Source organism: Bacteroides ilei (genome assembly GCF_900128495.1).
Taxonomy (GTDB): domain Bacteria; phylum Bacteroidota; class Bacteroidia; order Bacteroidales; family Bacteroidaceae; genus Phocaeicola; species Phocaeicola ilei.
This window is the reverse complement of sequence record NZ_LT635801.1, coordinates 2,669,124-2,692,589: the sequence shown is the minus strand read 5'-3', so window position 1 is coordinate 2,692,589 and position 23,466 is coordinate 2,669,124. Positions and strand designations below refer to the sequence as shown.

Sequence of the window (23,466 nt, the reverse complement as noted above, 5' to 3'; positions counted from 1 at the left end):
ATGACGCTGCCAGTTCATGAACTTGTCGTAGTTTACTCCATAATCAGCACAGAACTCCCGAAGATCCTTGGTCTCGCTGCATAACTGATAGAGGTCATATACCTCCTGATAGTTTACTTTTTCTTTCGCCATAATCATTGTTGTTATTTGGTTATGGCGCAAAGGTAGGTTTGTGAATAATGTGCGTCAAGGCGGAAAATAGTATGGTTACATTAATTTCATTACTGGAATAAATTTTATAAATTGCACTCAATAAAGGGAGGTTTAATCCTCCCTTATATTTTCAGATAATAGCAATTTTCAACTTGCCCTTTTTGATATCAATTATTAGATTCCAAATTATTTCGTTTTTTATTATTGATTAACATTTTCATCACTTTACTTTTATCTAAATATTTGTTACTTTTTTTAGATTGGTGTATGCGAATGTACATATCAGATAAAGCATTAAGCAGTATCTTATCAAGTCCATTATCATTAGAAGTGTAATAATAACTTGATATTTTAAAAAAACAAGCGTCTGCAATATATGCCTTATTGAAATAGGAAATAAATCTATTTAAAGCTTCAGTATATTTTTCTCCTTTGAGGTCAATATAAAGAAATGTTGATAAGAATATTTCCATTTCTGAAATATTATCGTTTTGATAATCCTCATCTAATTTTTCTTTTATCACTTCTGTTAATTTATAAGTTCCCATATGTTCACTTATAAGTGTTTGGTGAAGAACAGGAAGTATACGTAAACAGAATTTTAAATCTTCTATTCTTTGTTGTGAGTAATGAGAAGAATGCTTAATCATTTCTTCACATATTAATTTAAATAGAATCATATAAGAAATAGAATTGCGCAAAATGGTTGTATAATATAATTTTTTTATGCCTTCTTCTTTTATTTCTTCGGAATTCTTTAGAACGTCCATCGATAGAAGTAATAATTTTGCGTAATCATTAAATTTGTTCGAATCTTTTTTCTCTATAACTCCTTGATTTACAGAAGCCTGTTTGCTGTTTAATTTTGCATCACTTTCTGCTTCTTTTTCTATTTCTGTTTGTTTGTCAGGTAAAACTTGCATAAGATCATTTACACTAAGATTTTCTATTAAGCTTTTATCAACATTAAAAAAGTCATCTACTGATCTTATTTTCTGGAAAACAATGTCGTTAATATCTATATAATCATATTCAAGAGTATCAACAATCATTTTTAATATTTCTTTCTCATTTCTATGAATCCCAGTATAATAAATAATTTCATTGCTAAATTTTGTAAATCTTTCTGGAGATAATACGTATTTTTTAAAATCATCATTTTGTTCCATGAAAACAAAAAGATAATATTCAAAAAAACATGAAAAACGAAAGGTTATTCTACTTTTATCATCTTCTGTGAGAATACCAAGATTTAAGAAATTGTTCATTTCTTTCCTTGCGCTATAAAATTTAAATTTTAATTCAGCCATATGATTCTCTATGATTTCCAAAACCTTAGATGATGGTAAAGAGTAATTTTGATTTCCAGCATCAAGCATTTCTTTAGCTAATATTCCCAAAAGACTACTTTTGTTGACAAAATCAAATTGCTCTCGTGGCGCGCCCTTAGTTTCGTTACTTTGTAACAAGGATTCTAAAAACTGCTTTATTAAAATAGAATTATTTTGAGGTCTGTAATTCTGTTGCCGTTCTAAAATCCATAAAAACATAGAAATAGCGAAAGGGGTACGAGGTAGGTCAATAGCAGAGAATGCATTTATTAATAACTCAATTTTTTTAGCTTTAGCTTCAGGGTTGTTGTTGTCGGTTATCCAGTTCTGTGCTAATGTTTTGATTTGTTTAGAATTAAATTCGTTAATTTCTACCCTTTTATAATCTATGTCAGGACAAGAATAGGCGTCCAAAACCAAATCATTTTTTTGAGTTTCTAAGCATGTGGCAATGAATCGACTATTAGGATGACTATTTATAAATGATATTAGAATTTCCATACGTTGATTATCTGAAAAATCTAAATCATCAATTAGTAATATTATATTACATTGTTCAATCAATTGTATTGAGCTTGTTTTCTTTTGGTGCCAATAATTTCGTATACAATACTCTATATCGTTTTTTATGTCACTAAATCGTATTACAGCCGGTAATGTATCTGTCCCATTACTCTTGTTTAAAATTTCTAACAATAGTTTATCAAGAAGAATCGTTTTCCCAGATTCTTTTATACCGAATATAATAAAATTATCATCAGATTTTATAATTTCATCAATATTAATATTTTCTTCCTCAAATTCTTGATTGTCATCCTTTTCTTTATCTAGCTTTTTCTTTATAGTCAGCTGAGGTGCTACAAATATTTCATTAAATGTTTTTGGTGCTTTGGTATCAGTATTATAACTCAATAAATGCTTATTAAGATATTCTACTTCTTCTTTGATGCTAATAATTACCTCTTGTATTCTTTTACGTTGTAGCTGTTCTTCTCCAAGGGGGATATCAACATGCCAAACACCAGTCTTGCCATGATTTTTATCTTGAATAAATTGTAATACATCATTTTGAAAAAATAACATTGTTTCAACAAATGCATTATCCAAATCATAATCAATAATTGAAAAACCATTTTTATATTGAGGATTTTTTTCAAGATTGTTAGCTGTCATAATTCCCGGAGCAACTAATTTAAATGTTTTCCCTTCTGGTTTAATACAATATTCAGCATTACTACTATGTGTATGTCCACAGAAGTACATATCATAATCTTGTGTAATATACTTTTCCAATTGCAATACTTCAAAATTATTCATCCAAGTATAACTATGATGCGATAGTGCAATTTTAATATCACAATCATTTATGTATGACTCAGAATCGCTAATTTGTCTGCTACACATTAATATCTTACCTTTATCAGTATTTGAATCCCAACATCTCCATGCTGTATTTAGTGCTGTTATCCCTATAGATTTGTCATCTATATTAATTTTGAAATTAGATTGAAAATTTGAATATTGATAAGATAAATTTGGAGTTCCTTCGTAATAACTCTTTTCAAATTTTTTAAAATCTAAAATCCTCTTCATAACTTCTGAGGATTTAGAATCGTCATAAAACTCGTCTAAACTTTGGGCGTTATTTAGTTGCTCTGTTAATCCTGATTCTGCAAATTTATTATCTTGTGCCCTGTCGACATCATGATTTCCTGGACAAAATATAAATCTCTCATTACCTAAGTTTAAAGCTTTTATTAGGGGATTAATTATGAGATTTTTAAATGTTTGGAAACCCTGTTGAATATTATCAAATGACTTACCTCCAACATTAACCATATCCCCAGTGAATATTATCAGATCAATATGTCGTTCATTGTGATATGGCATTATAGCTTGAAGCATATTTTCAATAAGCTTCTGAGACTTGTTTATATTTATCGGAGTCTTATCTAAATGAAAATCGGAAAAATGTAGTATTCTCATATTTTCCAGTGTAAAATATTTATAAATCAAAATATGTTTCCTATTGATTATTAAATCAATATTTCAAATATCCACAAAGATACGGAAAATAGTTTTAGTCATTATTTGTTTCTCCTTTTTTATTTGCGTTATATAAACTCTTGTCATTCCATATTAAAATTTTATAGGAAATAGCTATTTCTCTACTTTCAACTCTAGACAAACCGAGACACCGAAAGACAAATCGGGACACTCATTGCCGCCTGTCAAAATATAGCATATTTAGTCGTTACTTTTGGACGGGAATAATCCCGTAACCACTAAAATTCCAATTATTTATGGCAAACAGAATGAACCCGTCCGTAGAGGGGCAGGAAAAAGACGTGCTGCTGGTCTTGGATAAACAGCAGGGGAAAGTGAGTGCCGTTAAAGGTATCGACAACGAGGGCAATTTGCAGACCGTTGAACCGACCCAATCCCATAACGGTGAGTTTATGCAGGTGGACAGGAACAGCGATGTGTTCAGCAACTTCATTTCCAATTTCTTCCGCAGGTATCAGGACACGGAGGGACTGGCTTTGTTCCGCAGCAAGGCTACGGAAGCGGAACAGGACGCAAAAGCTATCGAGAACAACCACCGCAACCCCACGCCGGAGGGCGACAGACGGGCGGAAATGTTGCGAGTTCCGAATCCCGACAATAACGGGGGCAGGCAGGACTACCGTTTCGACCCGGCTAAAATCAATTGGGAGGACTTGAAGAAAGTCGGCATTACCGCCGACACTTTGAAAAACACAAAGGATTTCAACAGGGTGATGCGTGGCTACAAATCCCGCAACACCTATACCGTTTCGGGGACGGTAGGCGGCTTCTACCTTAAACCTACCGATGTCAAGCTCTCTTTCTATCAGGCAAAGGACGGGACGGTAGTGCCTAAGCTGCACGGCGTGCAAATGGATGAAAAACTGCTTCAACGCCCGTATAACGGGTACGAATTTTCCAAGCAGGAACAAGGCAACCTGCTGGGAACTGGCAATCTGGGCGGTATTATCCAAATCAAAGACCCGAAACACGGGGAGCAAATCCCAGTGTTTGTCAGCCGGGACAGGTATACCCATGAACTGGAGTACATGCGGGCAGACAAGTGGAAATGTCCCGATACCGTTTGTGGCGTGAAAGTAAGCCCGGAACAGAAAGCCGCTTTTGAAGCTGGGAAACCCGTCAAGATGGAAAACCTGCAATTCAAGGACGGGACGAAACGCAGTGCCTATCTTCAAGTCAGCGCAGTGGAGCGTGGCTTGGAGTTCCTGCCGAGGTCTGCCGTCCAGTTCTTGCAGCAGGGGCAGCAGCCCGCACAGCAGCAAGTCACAGGATTAAAGGACGGCAAGGGTGTGGAGTTCAACGGTCATGTGCAGCCCGGAGTACAGGGCAAATCCTCCGGCAAGGTGCAGCCGAAAGATGTTATCCCCGTTTCCGAGAGCCGGACGCAGGTAGCGGTCAATTCTGGAGGAAAGACCGATGAAGTAACCAAACAGACCAAAGAGCCGCTGAAACAGGGACAACAGAAACCCACCGCCAAGCAGAAAGAGAAACAGGAAAAAGCACAGGACAAGAGCCTGAAAGCGGACAAGCCCAAGAAGTCCAGAGGGATGAAAATGTAGTACCTACCATTAAAAAGTGAAGAATTATGATTGCATTGATAGCGGAAAAACCCAGCGTGGCAAAAGACATCGCCCGGATTATCGGGGCGACACAAAGGAATGACGGGTATCTGTCCGGCAACGGGTACATAGTGACATGGGCGTTCGGGCACTTGATACAGCTTGCCATGCCTGAAGCCTACGGCGTAGCAAATTTTCGCAGGGAGAGCCTGCCCATACTTCCGTCCGATTTCCGGCTAATCCCCCGTCAGGTGAAAGCCGAGAAAGGCTACAAGACAGACCCCGGCGTGTTGAAACAGTTGAAAGTGATTAAGGAGGTGTTCGACCAGTGCGACAGGATTATTGTCGCCACCGATGCCGGGCGTGAGGGGGAATTGATTTTCAGGTATATATTCCATTACCTGAACTGCCGCAAGCCTTTTTTCCGGCTGTGGATAAGCAGCCTTACCGACAAGGCTATCCGTGAGGGGATGTACAATTTGCAGCCGGGCGGACGTTACGATAACCTCTACCTCTCCGCCAAGTCCCGTAGTGAAGCCGACTGGCTGATAGGGATAAATGCCACCCAAGCGTTGAGCGTAGCCGCCGGACAGGGCGTGTTCTCGTTGGGCAGGGTGCAGACACCCACGCTCGTGATGATATGCAGCCGTTTTTTGGAGAACAGGAATTTTGTCCCGACCAAGTTCTGGCAGCTCAAAGCGGCGACCGCCAGCGGGGGAATAGGTTTCACCGCCCAATCGACAGACAAGTGGGAACAGCAGTCCGATGCCATAGCCGCCCTGCAACGGGTAAAGGATGCCGGGCAGCTTGTGGTGAAGTCTGTTGAGAGGAAAGAAACCAGCCAAGAACCGCCCCTTTTGTACGACCTTACCACGCTGCAAAAGGAAGCGAACACGAAGCTGGATTTTTCAGCGGACAAGACGCTTTCGATAGCACAAAGCCTGTATGAAAAGAAAGTGATGTCCTATCCGAGAACCGGAAGCCGTTATATTTCGGAGGATGTTTTCGAGGAAATGCCCGAGCGCATCGCACTGTTGGGAAAATACCCCCGCTTTGCCGGATATGCCGCCAGCTTGAACAGCAACACACTGAACCGCCGCAGCGTGAATGACGGTAAGGTAACCGACCACCATGCCTTAATCGTTACCGAGAACCTGCCCGATGAACTTTCCGAAGATGAAAGGGCGGTCTATGAATTGGTAGCCGGGCGTATGCTGGAAGCCTTTTCGGACAAATGCGTGAAAGACGTTACCACCGCTGTATTGTCCGCCGGAAATACCGATTTCACCGTAAAAGGGGCGATAATGAAAGAAGCCGGATGGCGGGCTGTGTTCAACGAACAGGAAGCAGGCGAGGACGGAGAAGCTGCCGGACTGCCACAGCTTCAGGAGGGAGAAACCTTGTCGCTCTCCGGCGTGGATCTGCTCGAAAAGCAGACCAAGCCGAAGCCGCTGCATACGGAAAGCAGCCTGCTTGCCGCAATGGAAAATGCGGGCAGGGAACTGGAGGATGCCGAGTTGAAAGCCAGCCTGAAAGATGCCGGGATAGGTACGCCAGCCACTCGTGCGGCGATTATAGAAACACTGTTCGCACGCCAGTACATCGTGCGTGAGAAAAGGAATATTATACCCACAGAAAAGGGACTTGCCGTTTACAGGATTGTCAAGGACAAGAAGATTGCCGATGTCGAAATGACGGGGATGTGGGAAACCGCCCTTGCCAAGATAGAAGCGGGCTGCATGGATGCCGACACATTCAGGAAAGGCATCGAGGTCTATGCCGCCCAAATCACGGCGGAACTGCTTTCCGTACAACTGTCCATTGCCGGAGGTGAAACCTGTCCCTGTCCGAAATGTGGCAGCGGACGCATCCTGTTCTACCCGAAAGTGGCGAAATGTTCCAACGTGGACTGTACGCTTACCATATTCCGTAACAAGTGCGACAAGCAACTGACCGACAAGCAGGTTGTCGAACTGGTGACGAAGCGGAAGACCGGGTTAATCAAGGGCTTCAAGGGAAAGAACGGCAAGGTTTTCGATGCTTCGCTGGTACTGGACGAACAGTTCAATGTCGCTTTTTCATTCCCTGAAAAGAAAGGAAAGCCGAAGAAATAACTTATCTTTACCGCTGAAATTTCATTGTGATGGGTTTTAAGGCTTATGATAATTGAAATTTTAGTGGTTGCGCCCGGAGGGAAACCGGGCGCATTTTTTATATGTTCCCGTCAAACAGGTAGGTCGAACGGACAATTCCGTTTCCTAATACGTTACTTTCCGACAACTTCCACTGCGAGCCGAATGTTTCCCCGACAAAGCCGATGCCTTTGCCTACCATGACGGGAACGGTATAGATTGTCAGACTGTCCAGCAGTCCGGCTTTTATCAGCGAGGTAATCAGTTTTCCGCTACCCACCACCAGTATGTCATGCGTTTGTTTCAGTTCATAAACCCTTTGCAGCGGTTCTTCGGTCAGGAACTCCACCCCGCAGTCCGGCGTTACGTTGGTGTCGTAGTGTGACACTACAAAAGACCGCTTGCTTTTGTGTGGCCACCCGCCCCAATGTTCAAAGATGTAGTTGTAGGTGTTCGCTCCCATGAGCAGGCAATTTGCTTCCAAGTATTGCTTGCCAATGATATTTTTTATTTCACGGGGTAACCAGTCCAGTTCTTTGTCTAATGTGGCTGTGTGTCCGTCAAGAGATACGGCGATATGCGCTTTTATTTGTTTCATACTATCAGGTATTTAACAGTTTAATATTCATATTCAACTGTCCGCCAGTACCCAAAAAAGAAGCGTGGCTCTTACACTGCTTCGATACGTGGTACTGGCAATACCTTTGAGGAAACAGGCAAGACCACGCTATGCGATTGCATAACGTATCCTGCACTGAATATCCCCTCAATTTGAAAATTTGCCAGTTTTCGTATCAGGACGTTCAGCGGAACGCTAATTTTCAATATTATATATAAAGACGAAATCACAGTCAAAGCTGTTCAATCGCCGTTATTCTCTTGTACTACTTTTGCAAATGTAGTGAAAATCATTGAGAAATCATGGCATACAATAAAAAAATCCTGCCGTGTTATCACAACAGGGCAGGACACGACTAATTGAATGATGACAAAAAACACTGTCTAATCCGTGCGCTCACGAATAAGCCTGTGTATGTCGCTTGCCCGATAGTAATATTTTCCGTCCAGAAGAAGATAGGGCAATATGCCTTTCTTCCGGTAACGCTGCAAGGTCTTGACGCTCACTTTGAGCATAAAGCACAAGTCCTGATTGTCGAGCAGCTTTTCACCGTTCAGGCAGTTGTGGCTGTTCATCAGACGGTCTATCTTTTTATCCTGCATGTCGAGCCTGTCTATGATACGCTCCATCCATGCCACGAAGTTGTCATTGTCTATATACATAAGCTACTCCCGATTGAAATTAAATGAGACCTATCATAAAATAACTTTGGTTTGCCGGGTCTTTCAGGATGATTTCTTTCTCCCGCATGAAGCGGATATAGTTCTTGGCTGTCCGCTCCTTGATGTCCAGTACCTGTTGCAACTGTTCGCAAAGGTCTATGTAGGTGATGTGTGTCTGCCGCCCGAAAATGTCACGGGCTACACCCACCAGTTCCCTTTCCTTGCGCTTCTCTTTTTCTTCACGTGGCTTTTCGCCCCGGTACGTGTGCATCCCGGCTTTCTTGTCCCATGCGAAAAGCATCAGCGGCACGTCCAGCGGGCTTCCGTCCCTTACTTTCAGGGCTTTCACTACCGATTGCGTGGGTTCATCGTCTTTTTCGATTGACAGGATGGTAGCTGCCTTCCTTTGCAATTCGCTTCCAAGATGTCCACGCAGCTTTAATCCGTTCGGGACAAAATGAAGTACGCAAAGTATGCAGGTGTTGTAGATACCCGCCAACCGATACAGTTCATCTATCACCGCCACGCTTTCCGCTTCATCGTTGGCACTCTTTACGAGGTCGGCGATGCCGTCAATGACAACCAACTGGATGCCGCCATATTGGTAGTAGAACTTATCCATGCTTTGTATTATAGCGTTCAACCGTTCCTTTCGGGACATTCCCGTAAGGCAGAACGCTTTCAGTTCTTCCGGCTTTTCCTTTTGCCCCGCACGTGCCAGCAGGTTGCTTACGTTCTTGAAAAGCTGTACTTCCGACTGTTCGGTATCATAGAGCAAAACCGCCTTGTGTCTGTCATTAGCGGTTATCCGTATGCCCAGCGTGTCTGTTTCCGTATAGGGAGGACAGATACAGCCTGCCACGATTGCGGCTACATAGTTGCTCTTGCCCGTTCCTTCGCCCCCTGTGATGCCGAACAGGTTGCCTTGTGTTCCCAATGGAACATCGCCCGCCGATATGATGACCTGTGCTTTGACGGGCGGATTGTTGAAGTCTATCTCGCATGATTTAAGCATAATCAGTGTGTCGCTATATAGGTCGTCTAAAAATCTGATAAACAGTTTCAGGAAATCTTCACGGGTGTTACCCGCCTTGAAATAATCCGATATGTCCTTTTCCTCTTTCGTGCCCGGAAGCGGTAGAGAAAGGCGTTTCACGCCAAATTCCCCCAGCAGTCTTTCCTGCCTGCTTGAACTCTCCCTACCTGTCTTGTCCATGTCGAAAAGCAGGACAATGTGCTTGAAACGGAACGTCAGCCGATAAACCAGCGTGGACGGTATCATTACCGTTTCACTGTTGAAGCAGATGGCATGAAAGCCATGTGCCGCCAGTGAAAGCACGTCCTTCTCGCCACCCGTGATAAACAATGTGTCACCTTTGGCGGGCAGTTGCTCCAACCCGAAACAGTAGTTTTCCCCGAAGCTGCCGCCATATAGGAAACGGGGTGTGGAAAAGGGACGGTACAGCTTAATGTACTGTTTGCCCTTGTAGCCGTACATCGGTTCTGCCGACGATGAAATGTAGGTGTATGGCTTTCCCTCTGCCGTTTCGCTGCTGTATTCCCGGAGTGAGCAGACCTTGTAATGCTCCAGCACTTCGGGAGTGATGCCGTACTGCCGCCAGTATTCCATTTCTGCGGTGGAAAATTTCTGTTCCCTGAACTGGTAAGGCTTGACAGGCTTTTCGGGCGGTTCAACAGGTGTGTTCGTCGCAATACATTTGTCGGTAGTCTGGGATATAGGAACGGGTGTCCCGGAAGATAAACCCAGTCCCAAGTCCCGGTCGATGGTTTCCAGTATCTCGATGAAGTCCAAAGCCCGGTTACAGTCCAGCCCTTTCAGTTGCCCCACGAGGAAAAAGCAGTCGCCGCTGTAATTGTCGTTACCGAAGTCTTTCATCTTGTACATACCGCTATGGCGGTCGAAGTAGATGTTGCAGGAAGCCTTGCTGTCTTTATACAACGGATTGAGAAAGTTCCTACCGATACGCCAGTTGCCGGGCAGGTAGTGTTTGAACACCGACAAGCCGTTATTTGTCCTGCTTAGTATTTCTTCTTTCCTTAGCATACAATTCATGATTGGTTATCAGGTTACGCATACATTCGTCATTGCTCTTTATCAGCCGTTCTTCCAGCAGACGTTTCAGTTCGCCTATCTTGTAATAACACCGTCCTCCTATGTTAGAGAAAGCGACTACACCTTTTGCACGCAAACGTTGCAATGTACGGTCGCTGATTTGGAGAAATGTGCAGACCTCGTAACTGTCCACCCAGATTTCATCCTCGTTTTTCGTGTCCTCCTGTGAAAATACATAATTGGCTATCACATCTATCTTAGCCACTATCTCCTTATAGGCTTTTGATTCAATCGTAATCACATCCATATTGTTAACTAATTGATTTTGCTGCAAAGTTCGGGATATGAAAATGATTAAAAGTCATGGTTCATACCGTCATGGTAAAAATATTTTTCGGTGGTTTTCAAGTGTTTTTCAGATAGTTTTATTATGTATTGAGAATAAAAAAAGTCCTTTTTTAGACTGTTTCAGTAAAAATAAAAAAATACCGTGTCGGTATGAACACGGTATTTTATTTTGCTAATTAAAAAGCACTTATTTATTTTGTATCATCTTCATTCATTCTCTTTGTCAGATTCTCAATCAGCTTGTTCAAATAAGAAGTTCTGTTTTTTCGCTCTTTCATAGCAATATACGCATCATAATAATCACCCAAATCAATGTTGAAAACGAAACTAAGGTATTCCATAAATTCCTTTATTTCTATGTTACCATGATTTATATCACCGGAAGAAACAAGCGCATAACCCAATTCTATCAAGGTATTTTTCTTTCCGGTAAAACATACAGAGTTAAATCTAAAACTTCTTCCTGTTTTGTATTCAGCATTGTTTAATTTAACCATCCTGTCCTCTAAATAAATTTTCAAATACTTGTTGCAAAGTATTTTTGCGACCTTATAATCATATCCGGTTGAAAATAACGGGTCTGCATCATATTGGAAACTTTCAAAACTTGGCATTATTGAAGTTCCTATTGGTTTTCGAGTAAAATAAAAATTATCCAAATGTGTTGATTGTGAACGTATATACTGATAAAACTCTATATTGTTGCGGAAGAAATACGTCAGTTTATCCAATTCTGCACTCAAATATTCCCGGATACAGTCATTACTACCATCTGGGCATTTCAATTCTATATGGTACACCTTATTAAAATATATATACTTGCTAAGAATTTCCGGTTTCAATTCTTTGAAAAAACATATTTCATCTTCTACACTCGGAAATGAATAGCTAATAATCATTTCTCTTAGTTGTTCGTACATAGGTGCAATGAACCTTACCATATATAAGGCATTATCCATTGCAGAATCGACACCACAATCCCTTAATTGGATTTCAGCGTCAATTTTAGCCAGTATTTCTTCCGCAAATCTTTTCATGCTACATATTATCAACCATTTGTAACAACCCGTCTATATCACCTTTCCCAATATAACGCAAGCATCGCTGTATCTTCTCAGCAGACCAATCCCACCATTTCAGCGTTTCGAGCTTCTGTATCACTTCTTCATCGAAACGCTTTCTTATCGGTCTGGCAGGAACACCGCCAACTATCGTATAAGGTGGTACATCTTTCGTAACAACGGCACGGGAACCTATGATTGCCCCGTTGCCGATGTGAACGCCAGCCATAATCAATGCTTCATAGCCTATCCATACATCGTTACCTATCACGATGTCGCCTTTGTTATCCCAAGCCGTTACCACATCCGATTTCTCCAAATCCCAGTCCTCATAAAAAAGTGGGAAAGTATATGTGGATAAGGATTTCAAGGTATGGTTGGCACAGTTGAACAGAAATTTCACACCGCAGGCAATGGAACAAAACTTGCCAATTATCAGCCGCTCATGGTTAATAGGATAATGATAAAGCACATTGTTCCGCTCGAAAAGTAACGGGTCGGACACGAAATCATTGTAGATGGTGTAGTCGCCCACTTCGATAGACGGGTCTTTTACAACCGCATTCAGGTACACAGTCTGCGTGTCGCCTGTGCGTGGATATATCTTTTTCATCATGACATTCAGTTTTTAATAGTGTTTATATTTAAGATAAATAACAGATTGCACCCCAAGTCCAATTACGAACAGGTATTCTACCGTCCAATAAACGGCAAGAGGTACATCCCAATGGCTCAATCCCCACAGGTAGAGCAGATAGGCAACAATGGTTGTCGCCTGAAAGATGAAAGCTGTTCGTGTTGCTCCTGTTCCTGTTACAGCATTCATATAGACATAACCGGGTAAGGCAAAGACGTAGTTAAGCAACATGACCACAAACGGAAACCATGCAGTTTGTACGATATTCGAATTATCTGTATAGACACTGACAACAGACTGATGGAATACCAACGCAAGCGTAATCAGCGGTAAGCCGACAGCATAGCCTAATCGGATTACCCTACTGCATAACTGAAACACTTGTTCTCTTTCGTTTGCTCCAATCAGATTACTTACCAACGAGCCAGTTGTGGCGGCAAACGAACTGACAATGACAAAGAATAGGGCAGATATGCTTCGGAGAATGTTTGCTACTGCCAGTTGCAATTCTCCCAAATGTTCTATTGCTACGAAAAACAGAAACCAAGGGGCTACGCTGATAAACGAATGGAACATGCTCCAAACGGATACATGATAAACATGGAGTAATACACCTTTGTCGAAGCTCCAAGACAAGCCATAAAGCCTTTTATCCATTTTACGTGAAACATGGATTGCCAGCACTGCCAATGAACATGCTTCGGAAAAAGACGATGCGATGGCTGCACCTGCTATTCCCATGTCCCAATGGAATATGAGCAGCCAATTACTTGGAATGTTCACTAATACGGCTGTCAGAGCCGCCATGTTCAAGGCTTTTGTATAGGTAATACCGACCATGAACGAGCGTAAGGCAAGGAATGGAAAGGAGAACAACAGTCCCCAAATTCGTCCGTCCAAATAATCAATCACAGCATGATAGACTTCCGCAGAAGCAATCAGCTTACTTAGAATAATCGGGGAAAACAGTTTGGAGAACAAATACAAAAAGACAGCAAGTCCCGACAGGAAAAACAATCCTTGAAAAAATGTCTTCCCTGTTTCGGAATAATGCTGCTCGCCATTACGCCGTGCGATAACGACCTGTAAGCCCAAACTGAAACCGAAGCCGAGCATATAGATAGCCAGATACCAAACCCCGGCAAGGGCGGATGCACCCAGTTCTATTTCTCCTACATGCCCCAAGAAAATAGCATCGGTGATATTGATAAGTTGTTCGATAAGGATGCTCATCATTACGGGAAAATTGATGAGCCAAATATTCTTATATGTATAGTTCATTGTTCAACTTGATATGATGCGACAAGTCCTGCTGCACAAGGCGGCATGACACATCGCATAATTATGAATTTGGAATAATGGCAAAACAAGAAAGGACAAACCTATTATAAGCCTGTCCGTTGTTGAATAGCTATGACTAAAATGCTATCCGTTAAGCGTAGCTATATGCACACTTGCCATTTCATATGGGTTGAACAATCTGTATTAATAAAGCGTTATATCACAAAAGTAGTAAAATTTAGAAGATAAATATTATAATCTAAAGACTTTTTTGACACTGTCCAAAATTTTGTGTAAATGAAAACAGGATTCAGTTATAAGTTCATTCTTTTTTGATTATCATCGTAAATCATCGTTATCCATACGCTTAATAAGATTATCTGTTAGTTTACGAAGATAAGTAGTCCTGTCTTTACGCTCTTTCATGGCAATATACGCATCATAATAACCGCCTAAATCTATATTGAACATAGAACTAAGGAAATTCATGAACTCCTTAATTTCAATATTTCCATGATTGATGTCGCCGGAAGAAACCAAAGCATAGCCAAGTTCTATTAGTGCAGCTTTTTTTCCCGTAAAGCGAACAGGTGTTTTTGAATTGATACTATGTTGTTGCTTCTCTATATAACTTTCGTTTTCGAGTTTCTGTAACTTCTTGTTTAGATAAATACGTAGCATTTCATTGGCAAGTATTTTCGCGACTTTATAATCATATCCGGTTGAAAAGTTGGGGTCTTTATCAAATTGTGCGCTATCGATACATAAACGAATATCTGTTTTGCCACGTATAAAGTAATATTCATCATATATAGTTGAATTAGAACGATAATATTGATAAAAATCCAAATTACGATTAAAGAAGTAAGTCAGACTGTCCAGTTCCATGTTAATATGATGTTTTATGACTTCATTGCTTCCTGTCGGGCATTGCGTTTCAATGCGATATATCTTATAGAAATACAATAAACGTCCCAACAACTCAGGTTTCTGATTTTTGAAAAAAGATATTTCCTCTTCTTTTGATGCAAACACATAAGTTTGTAACTGGTTCTTCAAATCAATTAGAATATTCCGTAAACGATGTACCATTGAAAGAGAAGTTTCAATAATATCATAGCCGTAGAGATCGATTTCGTCAATCTCTAAATCTATTTGTGCTAATATTTTGTTTATTTTCTCTTTCATCATATTCTGTTACAAGAGGTTTATCAGAAGGTTGGACTTATTTGGTTAGAAGATGATTGTAGAGGGATGGTATATCGTAAAAAATATTTTTATTATGCCTTACTAAATCTTGTGCAACCTTTTCTGGCACTCCCCATGCAGCAGAAAGGCAATCTACTCCTATTGCCTTACATGCCTTAATATCAGCAATAGTATCTCCGATATATACTACTTCACAGGGTGATAAATGATAGCTTTGCAGTAACCATTTCAACGAATCCGCTTTTATGTTTCTTACCTCATTACCAGTCAGAACTTTATCAAATAAAGTATTCATATCAAATTGCTGTAAAGTGATGTCACAGCTTTTTGACCCTTTCCCCGTTATAAGTGCTACAATAATGCCGCTTTGTTTCAAGTCGGTTATCAGTTTTCGTATTCCGGGAAATGGTCGGGGACACATCTGTTCATGCAGATTTTTATAGATAGTATAGAAATCTTCTAATGCACTTTCTTTGTGTAAAGTATCTATAATACTCCCTATCATTCCTTGCTCATTTAAGCCGAAAGTCTGTATTACATCGTCATCAGACAATTCGTGTCCGATATAAGGTATTACAGCTTTTTTGAAAGATCGTATGCATAAGGGGATGGTATCACCAATGGTACCGTCCAAATCAAAAGCTACTAGTTTAACTTTACTCATGGGAAAAATTAATTTTGCGAATAACTTTACAAGGATTTCCTACTGCCAAACTGTTTTCAGGAATAGATTTAGTTACAACACTTCCTGCACCTATTACGCTTCCCTTGCCGATAGTAACACCCGGCAAGATGATGACACCTCCACCAATCCAACACCCATCCTCAATGGTGACAGGTAAAGCGTAGGTATGCCGAACATATTCGATTCCATCAGGCGTTTCTACGGGTGTCAGACGTTCGTTCAATTCTATGGGGTGCGTTGCTGTATAGATTTGTACATTGGGGGCAATCAAAACATTATTTCCAATACTGATTTTATTACAATCCACCAATGTGCATCCTGTGTTGATACTGACATTGTTACCAATATAAATATTACAGCCATAATCGCACACAAAAGGATTGCCAACGGAAACATTCTCACCGATGCTTCCAAGCATTTCTTTTAGAACAGACCGCCTTTCCTCCCTGCTTTCGTAGGGTAGTGCGTTATACTTCAACAATAACTTGTGGGTCTTTTTCTTAAACTCAATAAAGACAGGGGCATGGCAATCGTACCATTCTCCGGACAAACATTTTTTTAATTCATCGTTCATACTCATTGCTTTTAATGTTTAGGCAAAATTATACATATTTTGTATGATTTCCCTGTATTATTTTTCCTTTTATCTGTATCTTTGCGTTCAAATAGTTTTTCGTATGAAAAGAGAAAATTTGCACCAGCCATTTGAAATATTATTCAGTGAGTTGGACGAATCCACATTGAAGGAACACGACCATACTTTTTTTGAATTGGTCTATATCTTAACAGGTACTGGTATTCAGTGGATAAATAACCATAAGTTTCCTTACCATGATGGACACCTGTTTATGATTACGCCGGGAGATATACATGCGTTTGACATACACACAAAAACGAAATTCGTCTATATTAAATTCAATGACATCTACATACATTCGGCGGTGTTTGGTGCAGACAATATTCAACGTTTAGAGTTTATTCTGCAACATGCCAATCATCAACCGGGCTGCATCTTGCGAAACATAACGGATAAATTACTAGTGAAACCGATGATAGAAGCCATTATACGTGAATATACGAACAAACATTTATACAGTACGGAAATCATCACGCAGCTAATCAATACCATCATTATCGTGGTTGCCCGCAATGTAGCCATGTTCCTGCCAGAAAAACTGGATGAAAACTCAACCGAAATGTCATTGAACATTCTGCAATATATCCAATCCAACATCTATCATCCTGATAAGATTAAGGCAAAAGCAATTAGTCAGCATTTTGGTATTTCTCCAAACTATTTAGGGAGATATTTTAAGAAGCAAACCAATGAAACCATGCAACAATATATCTTGAATTATAAAATGAAGATGGTAGAAAGTAGACTTCTGCATACCGATATGAGAATCAATGAAATCGTAGAAGAACTTGGATTTACCGATGAGAGTCATTTGAACAGACTGTTCCGTAAATACAAAGGTATCAGTCCTACCGAATTTAGGAAAATTAATCAACAGATGTAGTTTCTCACGATTTAGTGCAAGGTGCAAGTATATTTATATATATAGCTTGCACCTTGCACTAACCGCATAAGATTTATTTTCAACGACTTGCACAGTTCAAAATAAAACTGTATCTTTGAACCGAAGATAAAGGCAGACACAATCCCGACAAGGGAAGTCAAATGTTCTTTGAAAAAAGTGCCTAATTCGTACCCCCTTAAAGATTGAGGTACGCTTAAATATTGATTTTAAGACTTGTGAACCGCATGGTTCAAGACCCAGGCGGATCACCCAAAGAAAAGGCAAGTCCTACAAAATATCGATTTTGTAGGACTTTTTTTATAATCCTTTATGGGGAATCAGGTTATACGGAAAGTTCCTGCAGAACAACCGTAGCTCCGTCTACAGCAGATGAACCGGTATCTATAATCCTTCCCTGTATAGTTTGAACCATAGATGTCCCTCCAATAAACATAGAAAAGAAGAACAGAAAGATTTTCTCATAAATAAAGTATCCTTAAAGTATAACTCTATCAATCAATAAACCCACCACGGAAAAAATCTTCTTCCTTAGCCGATTTCAAATAACCTACTGCATATTCGACCGATTTCTTATATTCATCCTCTTTATTTGCTTTCTTTACTGCACCCAGAAATCTTTCAAAAAAAACCTTTTCGTTATGAATATCCTTTTTCAAATGAAATAAATAACCGATGTGGAAAATACACATATAGTGGTGTGGATTATATTCCAGACTTCGTTTATAACAAGCGATGGCTTCGTCAACCTGTCTCATCTTTGTGAAATTGGAAGCCTTTGTTTCATATAAATAACCCATCAATGTCTTATCCGGCTGCAAAAGGTCTATCGCTTCATCAAGAGCCTGATTTCCTACACTCAAATCCCCTAATTTACTACTCACAATACCGAATTGGCATAAGATATGCGCATTCCGCCTACGGGTCTGTTCCACCGCAAGCTCCAAACAATCGTATGCTTTTGACAGACTATCCGCCTGAGCATACGATAACCCAAGATAATAATTGGTACTGGTCTGATTGTCTCCTGCATCTTTTATTTGCTCATAGAGATCAATAGCACGATGATAGTTTCCTGTCCTGTAAAAGATATATGCCCTTAGTTTGTTGACAGTCAAATCGGTAGAGTCAACAGCAGTATATCTATCCAGAAAATAAAGTGCTGTATCTGGTATCTCCAGACTCAGACAGTCCTGGACCAGCAACAATATATTAGACTGATTCTCAATATTCCGTTCTGCTATCTGGCGGCGATACATCAACGCTGAATCCGGTAATTCTAACTTATCATAACATTTAGCCAACAAGTCTATTTTTTGCTCTGACGAATCATTCTCCAAAAAATCACGATACAGCTCAATACTTTTCCTGTAATAACCTCTCTCGTAATAACAGCTTGCAATGGCATGTACAAGGGTATCAGAATAATGTTGCTTCAGAGCATGTCTGTATTTCTCCAATGCCTTCAAAAACTGCCTCCTATGATAATATGATTCACCTTGGCGATAATAACTTTTCCAGTCCATCATATTAACATCAGTATCACGAACAAATGATGAAGCCTGACCAAAAACCACTCCCATCAGACAACACACAAAAAGAATTTTCCTCATATTTTTATCTGTTATTTTTCCGGCTTGAAAGACACAGGCAACGTAAATTCCATTCTCACTTTTGTTCCATCCGCCAATTCGGCAGGACTCCACTTGGGAGATCGTTTCAGTAAACCGATAACGGCTTCCTCAAAAGCTTTTTCATCCGGAGCTTTAAGCACTTCAAAATCGCAAAGACTACTATCCGTATTCACCACAAATCTAACAATCACCTTGGCCTCCATCTCTTCTAGACCTTTGGGGTATTTCAGATTTTCACCGAACCACTGATAAAAGGCTGTTATATCCTTATCCTTGTCAAAACGAGGTTTCCTGACTACATCACCTTCCGGACATATCGATATAGTCTGCAACATCTCACCTTCATGCGGCTCTTTATCTATAAACACAAAGTATCCACCCACCATTACCGATGCCAAAAGCACGAGAAAAATCATTATATATTTCTTTCTTCCAGCATAAGATCTCTTTTTTTCACAACCTAGAAAATATACGTCATTATCTTCTTTCATAATAATAAGATGTATTAAATTGTTTTCTCAATCAATGATTTTAAGCCACGTAAAGCATCCTTCGACACATGTAACGTATATTTGGCAGAAGTCCGTGTATCCGCTAAAACCAGCTCTTGTCTGTTCAGATTTATCGCATAAATAAAAGTGCTGTTTATCAGTAATCCACGCCCTACACGGATAAACATTTTGGCACTATCCTTCAACTGCTGTTCTATAATCCTTTCAAAAGATGACAAATTAAAGGAAAATGTATAATCCTCCCCGTTTATCAACTTCATAGTGGTATAGCTTCCGTCCGAACTGATATAAGCAATATCACAACTGGCTATTCTTACCAAGAGAATATTATTGGATACAATCAAATATTCAATCATAGTCTTTACTTTCTGTCTTTGATACAAAAGAAAGAAATTTAATGAATATACTTGGCCAATAATATTACCCATTTTATAAAAGCCCCGTTTCATTTCATGAAATATCTTGGAAATACTCTAATTTTAGAAACAGAACATTATCAAGTAATTTAAATGAAAAATCAATTGGACTACATGGAACTTTCATTTATAAAAATCTTGACTATCATTTTCATCACAATTAAAGCCTTATAAACATTTCTTCAATCCGCAGCCAGTCACGAAACTGCACATTTTGATTTTAATACTTAGCATTTTGTTTTTTAGGCCCAAAATTCAATCTCCAAATTATAAAAGAATAAAAGCATTTTCTATATTGCGTCCAGAAACTAGTTTCCTTTACCTAATATCAATGAAAAATATAAACTATGAAAACAGCTAAAGTTTTAGTATCAGTACTTTGCCTTGCCTCCCTATTCCCTTACCAAGGAGCAGGAAAACCTACTGACACCTCTATCAAACAAACATTATCTGATACGGGAAATGTCCCGAGTGCACAACAAACAAATACCATTGAAGCTAAAGGTGTTGTCAAAGATCAGAATGGTCTGCCAATTATCGGAGCCACTATCATTGAAAAAGGAAATACAACCAATGGTACAGTTACTGACCTCGACGGTAATTTCACCCTCCGGCTTCCAGCCAACGCAACCTTAATAGTATCTTACATCGGATATACGAGCCAAGAAATTCCCCTAAACGGTAAAAGCCAATTCAACATTTTACTGGAAGAAGACAGTGAAACACTTGATGAAGTTGTAGTTGTAGGTTACGGAGCCATCCAAAAACGTTCCGTTTCAACCTCTATCGGAACTGTAAAAGGAGGTGAAATTGCAGAAATGCCAACCTCTAATGTATCCCAAAGCCTAGTAGGTATGTCTTCCGGTCTCACTATCCAACAAATCAGTGGCGAACCTGGAGCAGCCCCTGCAATCCGTATCCGTGGTGCTGGATCAATCAATAGTGGTAATGATCCTCTTTATGTCATAGATGGTTATCCAACTACAGACGCCGAACTTTTCAACAATATCAATCCTGCCGACATCGCCGATATCCAAATCTTGAAGGATGCCGCTTCTTCAGCCATATATGGTTCAAAAGCTGGTAACGGCGTCATTATCGTAACTACCAAACAAGGCCAGTCCGGTAAACCTAAAGTAAGTTTTTCAACCCAAGTAGGATGGAGTCAGGCTCAGGATTATGTAGATGTACTAGAAGCTGATGACTATCTGGATATGATTATCGAAGCCCGGACAAATAATGGTACTATACAAAATTATCCACAACTGACACAAATGCGTGAAAGTGGTAACTACTACAATACAAACTGGCAGGATGCAATATTCCGTAATGCTTTAAATTACAGAGGAACAGTATCTGTAACCGGTGGTAATGATATGATAAAATACAATTTTTCGACCAATTATCAAAAGGAAGATGGTATTTTACTTAATTCCTATTACCGTCGTACAGGCATTAAAGGAGGATTTGAAGCCAAGCTATCTAAAGCTGTAAAACTTGGAGCATCATTTAACACAACATATAGTAAGAAAAGGCTACAGAAACCTACTGGAGGTAATACGGAAGATGTAACAGGTGTAATTGCACAAGCTTTATCCATGCCCCCTATTCTGCCTGTGTATCAACCCAATGGAGATTATACACAAATTGCCCAACATTATTCCGATTTGGGCTTAAATAACCAATTACGTAATCCGGTAACGAATCTCCTGGAAAACCGTAATGACAATTGGTCAATCCGTACCATGGCTAATGCTTATCTGGAAATCAAGCCAATTAAAGGCCTGACCCTACGTTCTTCCATCAATTTTACAACAAATTCAGCAAAACAAGATTATTATCAATCAGCCTATTTACTTGGTAGTGCCTATACAGGGAATAAATCAACACCTTATATGAATAGTGTTGACGGTTATCGTATATCAGGATTCGGCTATAATACTTATTGGTCTACAACAGCTACATATGATACTCTATTCGGTGAAAAACATCATTTGAATGCCGTTCTTGGTTATGATTTCGAATATAATAGTGATTTTGAAGTCCAGCAAGACGACCGTACAGATGCAGATAATCCTATAGCGTACAACAATACATCCATTACCAACGTTAACGGAGCTACACTATGGAATGGTTCTTCAAGCAACTCACTCTACGTCTTTGATGCCATGTTTGCCCGCATCGTATATGATTATAATTATAAATATGTATTATCCGGATCAATCCGTCGTGACCGTTCCAGCAAATTTGGTCCCGACAAACGTGCAGGCTGGTTCTATTCAGGTTCTGCCGCATGGAACATTACAGAGGAAGAATTTATGAAAAACCTTCATTGGCTCAACATTGCCAAGATCCGTGCCAGTTATGGAGTGACCGGTAACGACCAGATTGGAAATAACTATGCATGGATTTCTTCCATCAGCTCCGATCAGAATGTAATTTTCGGTACCACAGCATTACCGACTTATTATCCAAGCGGATATTCAAACAGACAATTAGGATGGGAAAAGAATGAACAATGGGATTTAGGATTCGATGTCGGCTTATTCAATGTTCTCAACGTCGTGATAGACCTATATAAACGAACCAGTGATATTGTTATGCCAGCCAACATTCCTAATTTCAATGGTATCTCAAATAGTGTATACATGAATGCCGGACAAATAGAGAACAAAGGAGTTGAAATACAAGTATCTGCCAATCCTTTTAAAGGAGCATTCAACTGGGAAACTACTCTAAGCTGGTCTAAAAACAAAAATAAGATCCTTTCACTCGCCAACAATCAGACACAACTGGCCAATGCCAGTGCCGGAACCAAATGGGGAAATGTAATCCGAAATTATGTAGGACGCCCTATGGGAGATATGTATATGTTGAAAGTCATTGGGACCTTTAATACAGCCGAAGATTTAGCAACTCATGCCACCAATGGAACACAAGATATAGGAGATTTAATGTTCGAAGACTACAATCAGGACGGAATCATTGATGTAAACGACTATCAACTAGTCGGAAACTATCAGCCAGACTTTACTTTCGGATGGAACAACACATTCTCCTATAAAAACTTTGACCTGGCTGTCAATATTGACGGACAAGTCGGCGGTAACGTTATTTATGCAGCAGCAAGAGCTTTTTCATTAAATCGTTATGATGATAATGTTCTCAAAGAATCCGGTTTAGGAAGATGGAAATCTCCAACCAATCCCGGTAATGGAACATCTCACAAAGCTGGAACCAATAATTTAGGAAGTAATATCGGACCTTCTACACGTTATCTGTATGATGCAGACTTCTTACGTATAAGAAACATTGCTTTAGGATATACATTGCCAAAACGAATATGTAAAACAATCGGCATTGAAAATCTTCGAATCAGCGCTAATGTTCAAAACTTGTGGACATTCGACCGCTATCCAGGTTACTCTGTAGAAGCTAATTATGAGGGCAATTCAGCAACGAACAATGGTGTAGACTTCGGTGGATATCCTGTAGCACGTACATTTACGTTCGGACTTAATTTTAATTTCTAACTCTAATTAATGTAA

At 39.9% G+C, this 23,466-nt stretch carries 18 protein-coding genes; 4 read left to right on the top strand and 14 right to left on the bottom strand.

Annotated elements, in window-relative coordinates:
- Positions 1-320: 320 nt before the first annotated feature.
- Positions 321-3,470, bottom strand: coding sequence for a metallophosphoesterase (locus BQ7489_RS11480; RefSeq protein WP_072531110.1), 3,150 nt, complete (start codon positions 3,468-3,470; stop codon positions 321-323).
- Between the two features lie 317 nt (positions 3,471-3,787).
- On the opposite strand from BQ7489_RS11480, the gene BQ7489_RS11475 reads away from it, so the two are divergent.
- Together BQ7489_RS11475 and BQ7489_RS11470 are read left to right on the top strand one after the other, a co-directional pair.
- Complete coding sequence (locus BQ7489_RS11475) at positions 3,788-5,110, top strand: DUF3945 domain-containing protein (protein ID WP_072531109.1); 1,323 nt, start codon at positions 3,788-3,790, stop codon at positions 5,108-5,110.
- Positions 5,111-5,136: 26 nt separating this feature from the next.
- On the top strand, positions 5,137-7,224 hold the full coding sequence (locus tag BQ7489_RS11470) for a type IA DNA topoisomerase (protein ID WP_072531108.1): 2,088 nt from the start codon (positions 5,137-5,139) through the stop codon (positions 7,222-7,224).
- 97 nt (positions 7,225-7,321) lie between these two features.
- Here the strand turns inward: BQ7489_RS11470 and BQ7489_RS11465 are convergent, their stop codons facing one another.
- From BQ7489_RS11465 to BQ7489_RS11420, 10 genes are all read right to left on the bottom strand, one after another.
- Positions 7,322-7,840: a dihydrofolate reductase family protein gene (locus tag BQ7489_RS11465; protein WP_072531107.1), complete on the bottom strand. Its 519-nt coding sequence runs from the start codon at positions 7,838-7,840 to the stop codon at positions 7,322-7,324.
- A gap of 404 nt (positions 7,841-8,244) precedes the next feature.
- Positions 8,245-8,523, bottom strand: a complete 279-nt coding sequence (locus BQ7489_RS11460) for a helix-turn-helix domain-containing protein (RefSeq protein WP_072531106.1) — start codon at positions 8,521-8,523, stop codon at positions 8,245-8,247.
- Between the two features lie 19 nt (positions 8,524-8,542).
- Complete coding sequence (locus tag BQ7489_RS11455; protein ID WP_072531105.1) at positions 8,543-10,588, bottom strand: bifunctional DNA primase/helicase; 2,046 nt, start codon at positions 10,586-10,588, stop codon at positions 8,543-8,545.
- Positions 10,551-10,904 carry a helix-turn-helix domain-containing protein gene (locus BQ7489_RS11450; RefSeq protein ID WP_055095684.1) on the bottom strand — a complete coding sequence of 118 codons (354 nt, stop codon included), beginning with the start codon at positions 10,902-10,904 and terminating at the stop codon, positions 10,551-10,553. The genes BQ7489_RS11455 and BQ7489_RS11450 overlap by 38 nt, the downstream gene beginning before the upstream one ends.
- Before the next feature lie 232 nt (positions 10,905-11,136).
- Entirely contained in the window at positions 11,137-11,982 is an 846-nt protein-coding gene (locus BQ7489_RS11445) for an RteC domain-containing protein (protein WP_072531104.1), read from the bottom strand.
- Position 11,983: 1 nt separating this feature from the next.
- Positions 11,984-12,622, bottom strand: coding sequence for a CatB-related O-acetyltransferase (locus tag BQ7489_RS11440; RefSeq protein WP_083580588.1), 639 nt, complete (start codon positions 12,620-12,622; stop codon positions 11,984-11,986).
- A gap of 12 nt (positions 12,623-12,634) precedes the next feature.
- Entirely contained in the window at positions 12,635-13,924 is a 1,290-nt protein-coding gene (locus BQ7489_RS11435) for an MATE family efflux transporter (RefSeq protein ID WP_072531103.1), read from the bottom strand.
- Between the two features lie 339 nt (positions 13,925-14,263).
- Positions 14,264-15,112, bottom strand: a complete 849-nt coding sequence (locus BQ7489_RS11430; protein WP_072532159.1) for an RteC domain-containing protein — start codon at positions 15,110-15,112, stop codon at positions 14,264-14,266.
- 37 nt (positions 15,113-15,149) lie between these two features.
- Positions 15,150-15,797 carry an HAD family hydrolase gene (locus BQ7489_RS11425; protein ID WP_072531102.1) on the bottom strand — a complete coding sequence of 216 codons (648 nt, stop codon included), beginning with the start codon at positions 15,795-15,797 and terminating at the stop codon, positions 15,150-15,152.
- The gene (locus BQ7489_RS11420; protein ID WP_072532158.1) at positions 15,790-16,392 is read right to left on the bottom strand and encodes a sugar O-acetyltransferase; all 603 of its coding nucleotides are present in this window, start codon (positions 16,390-16,392) and stop codon (positions 15,790-15,792) included. The genes BQ7489_RS11425 and BQ7489_RS11420 overlap by 8 nt, the downstream gene beginning before the upstream one ends.
- 103 nt (positions 16,393-16,495) lie before the next feature.
- On the opposite strand from BQ7489_RS11420, the gene BQ7489_RS11415 reads away from it, so the two are divergent.
- Positions 16,496-17,338: an AraC family transcriptional regulator gene (locus BQ7489_RS11415; protein WP_072532157.1), complete on the top strand. Its 843-nt coding sequence runs from the start codon at positions 16,496-16,498 to the stop codon at positions 17,336-17,338.
- Between the two features lie 512 nt (positions 17,339-17,850).
- On the opposite strand, the gene BQ7489_RS11410 is transcribed toward BQ7489_RS11415, so the two are convergent.
- The 3 genes from BQ7489_RS11410 to BQ7489_RS11400 are packed head-to-tail and all read right to left on the bottom strand — an operon-like array spanning position 17,851 to position 19,858.
- Positions 17,851-18,969 carry a tetratricopeptide repeat protein gene (locus BQ7489_RS11410; RefSeq protein ID WP_113745259.1) on the bottom strand — a complete coding sequence of 373 codons (1,119 nt, stop codon included), beginning with the start codon at positions 18,967-18,969 and terminating at the stop codon, positions 17,851-17,853.
- Between the two features lie 11 nt (positions 18,970-18,980).
- A complete protein-coding gene (locus BQ7489_RS11405) occupies positions 18,981-19,481 on the bottom strand; it encodes a TonB family protein (RefSeq protein ID WP_072531100.1) in 501 nt (166 codons plus the stop codon).
- Positions 19,482-19,495: 14 nt separating this feature from the next.
- Positions 19,496-19,858, bottom strand: a complete 363-nt coding sequence (locus BQ7489_RS11400) for a LytTR family DNA-binding domain-containing protein (RefSeq protein WP_072532156.1) — start codon at positions 19,856-19,858, stop codon at positions 19,496-19,498.
- A 407-nt stretch (positions 19,859-20,265) separates the two neighbouring features.
- Here BQ7489_RS11400 and BQ7489_RS11395 point away from each other — a divergent pair, with 407 nt between their 5' ends.
- Positions 20,266-23,451, top strand: a complete 3,186-nt coding sequence (locus BQ7489_RS11395) for a SusC/RagA family TonB-linked outer membrane protein (RefSeq protein WP_083580585.1) — start codon at positions 20,266-20,268, stop codon at positions 23,449-23,451.
- Positions 23,452-23,466: the final 15 nt, after the last annotated feature.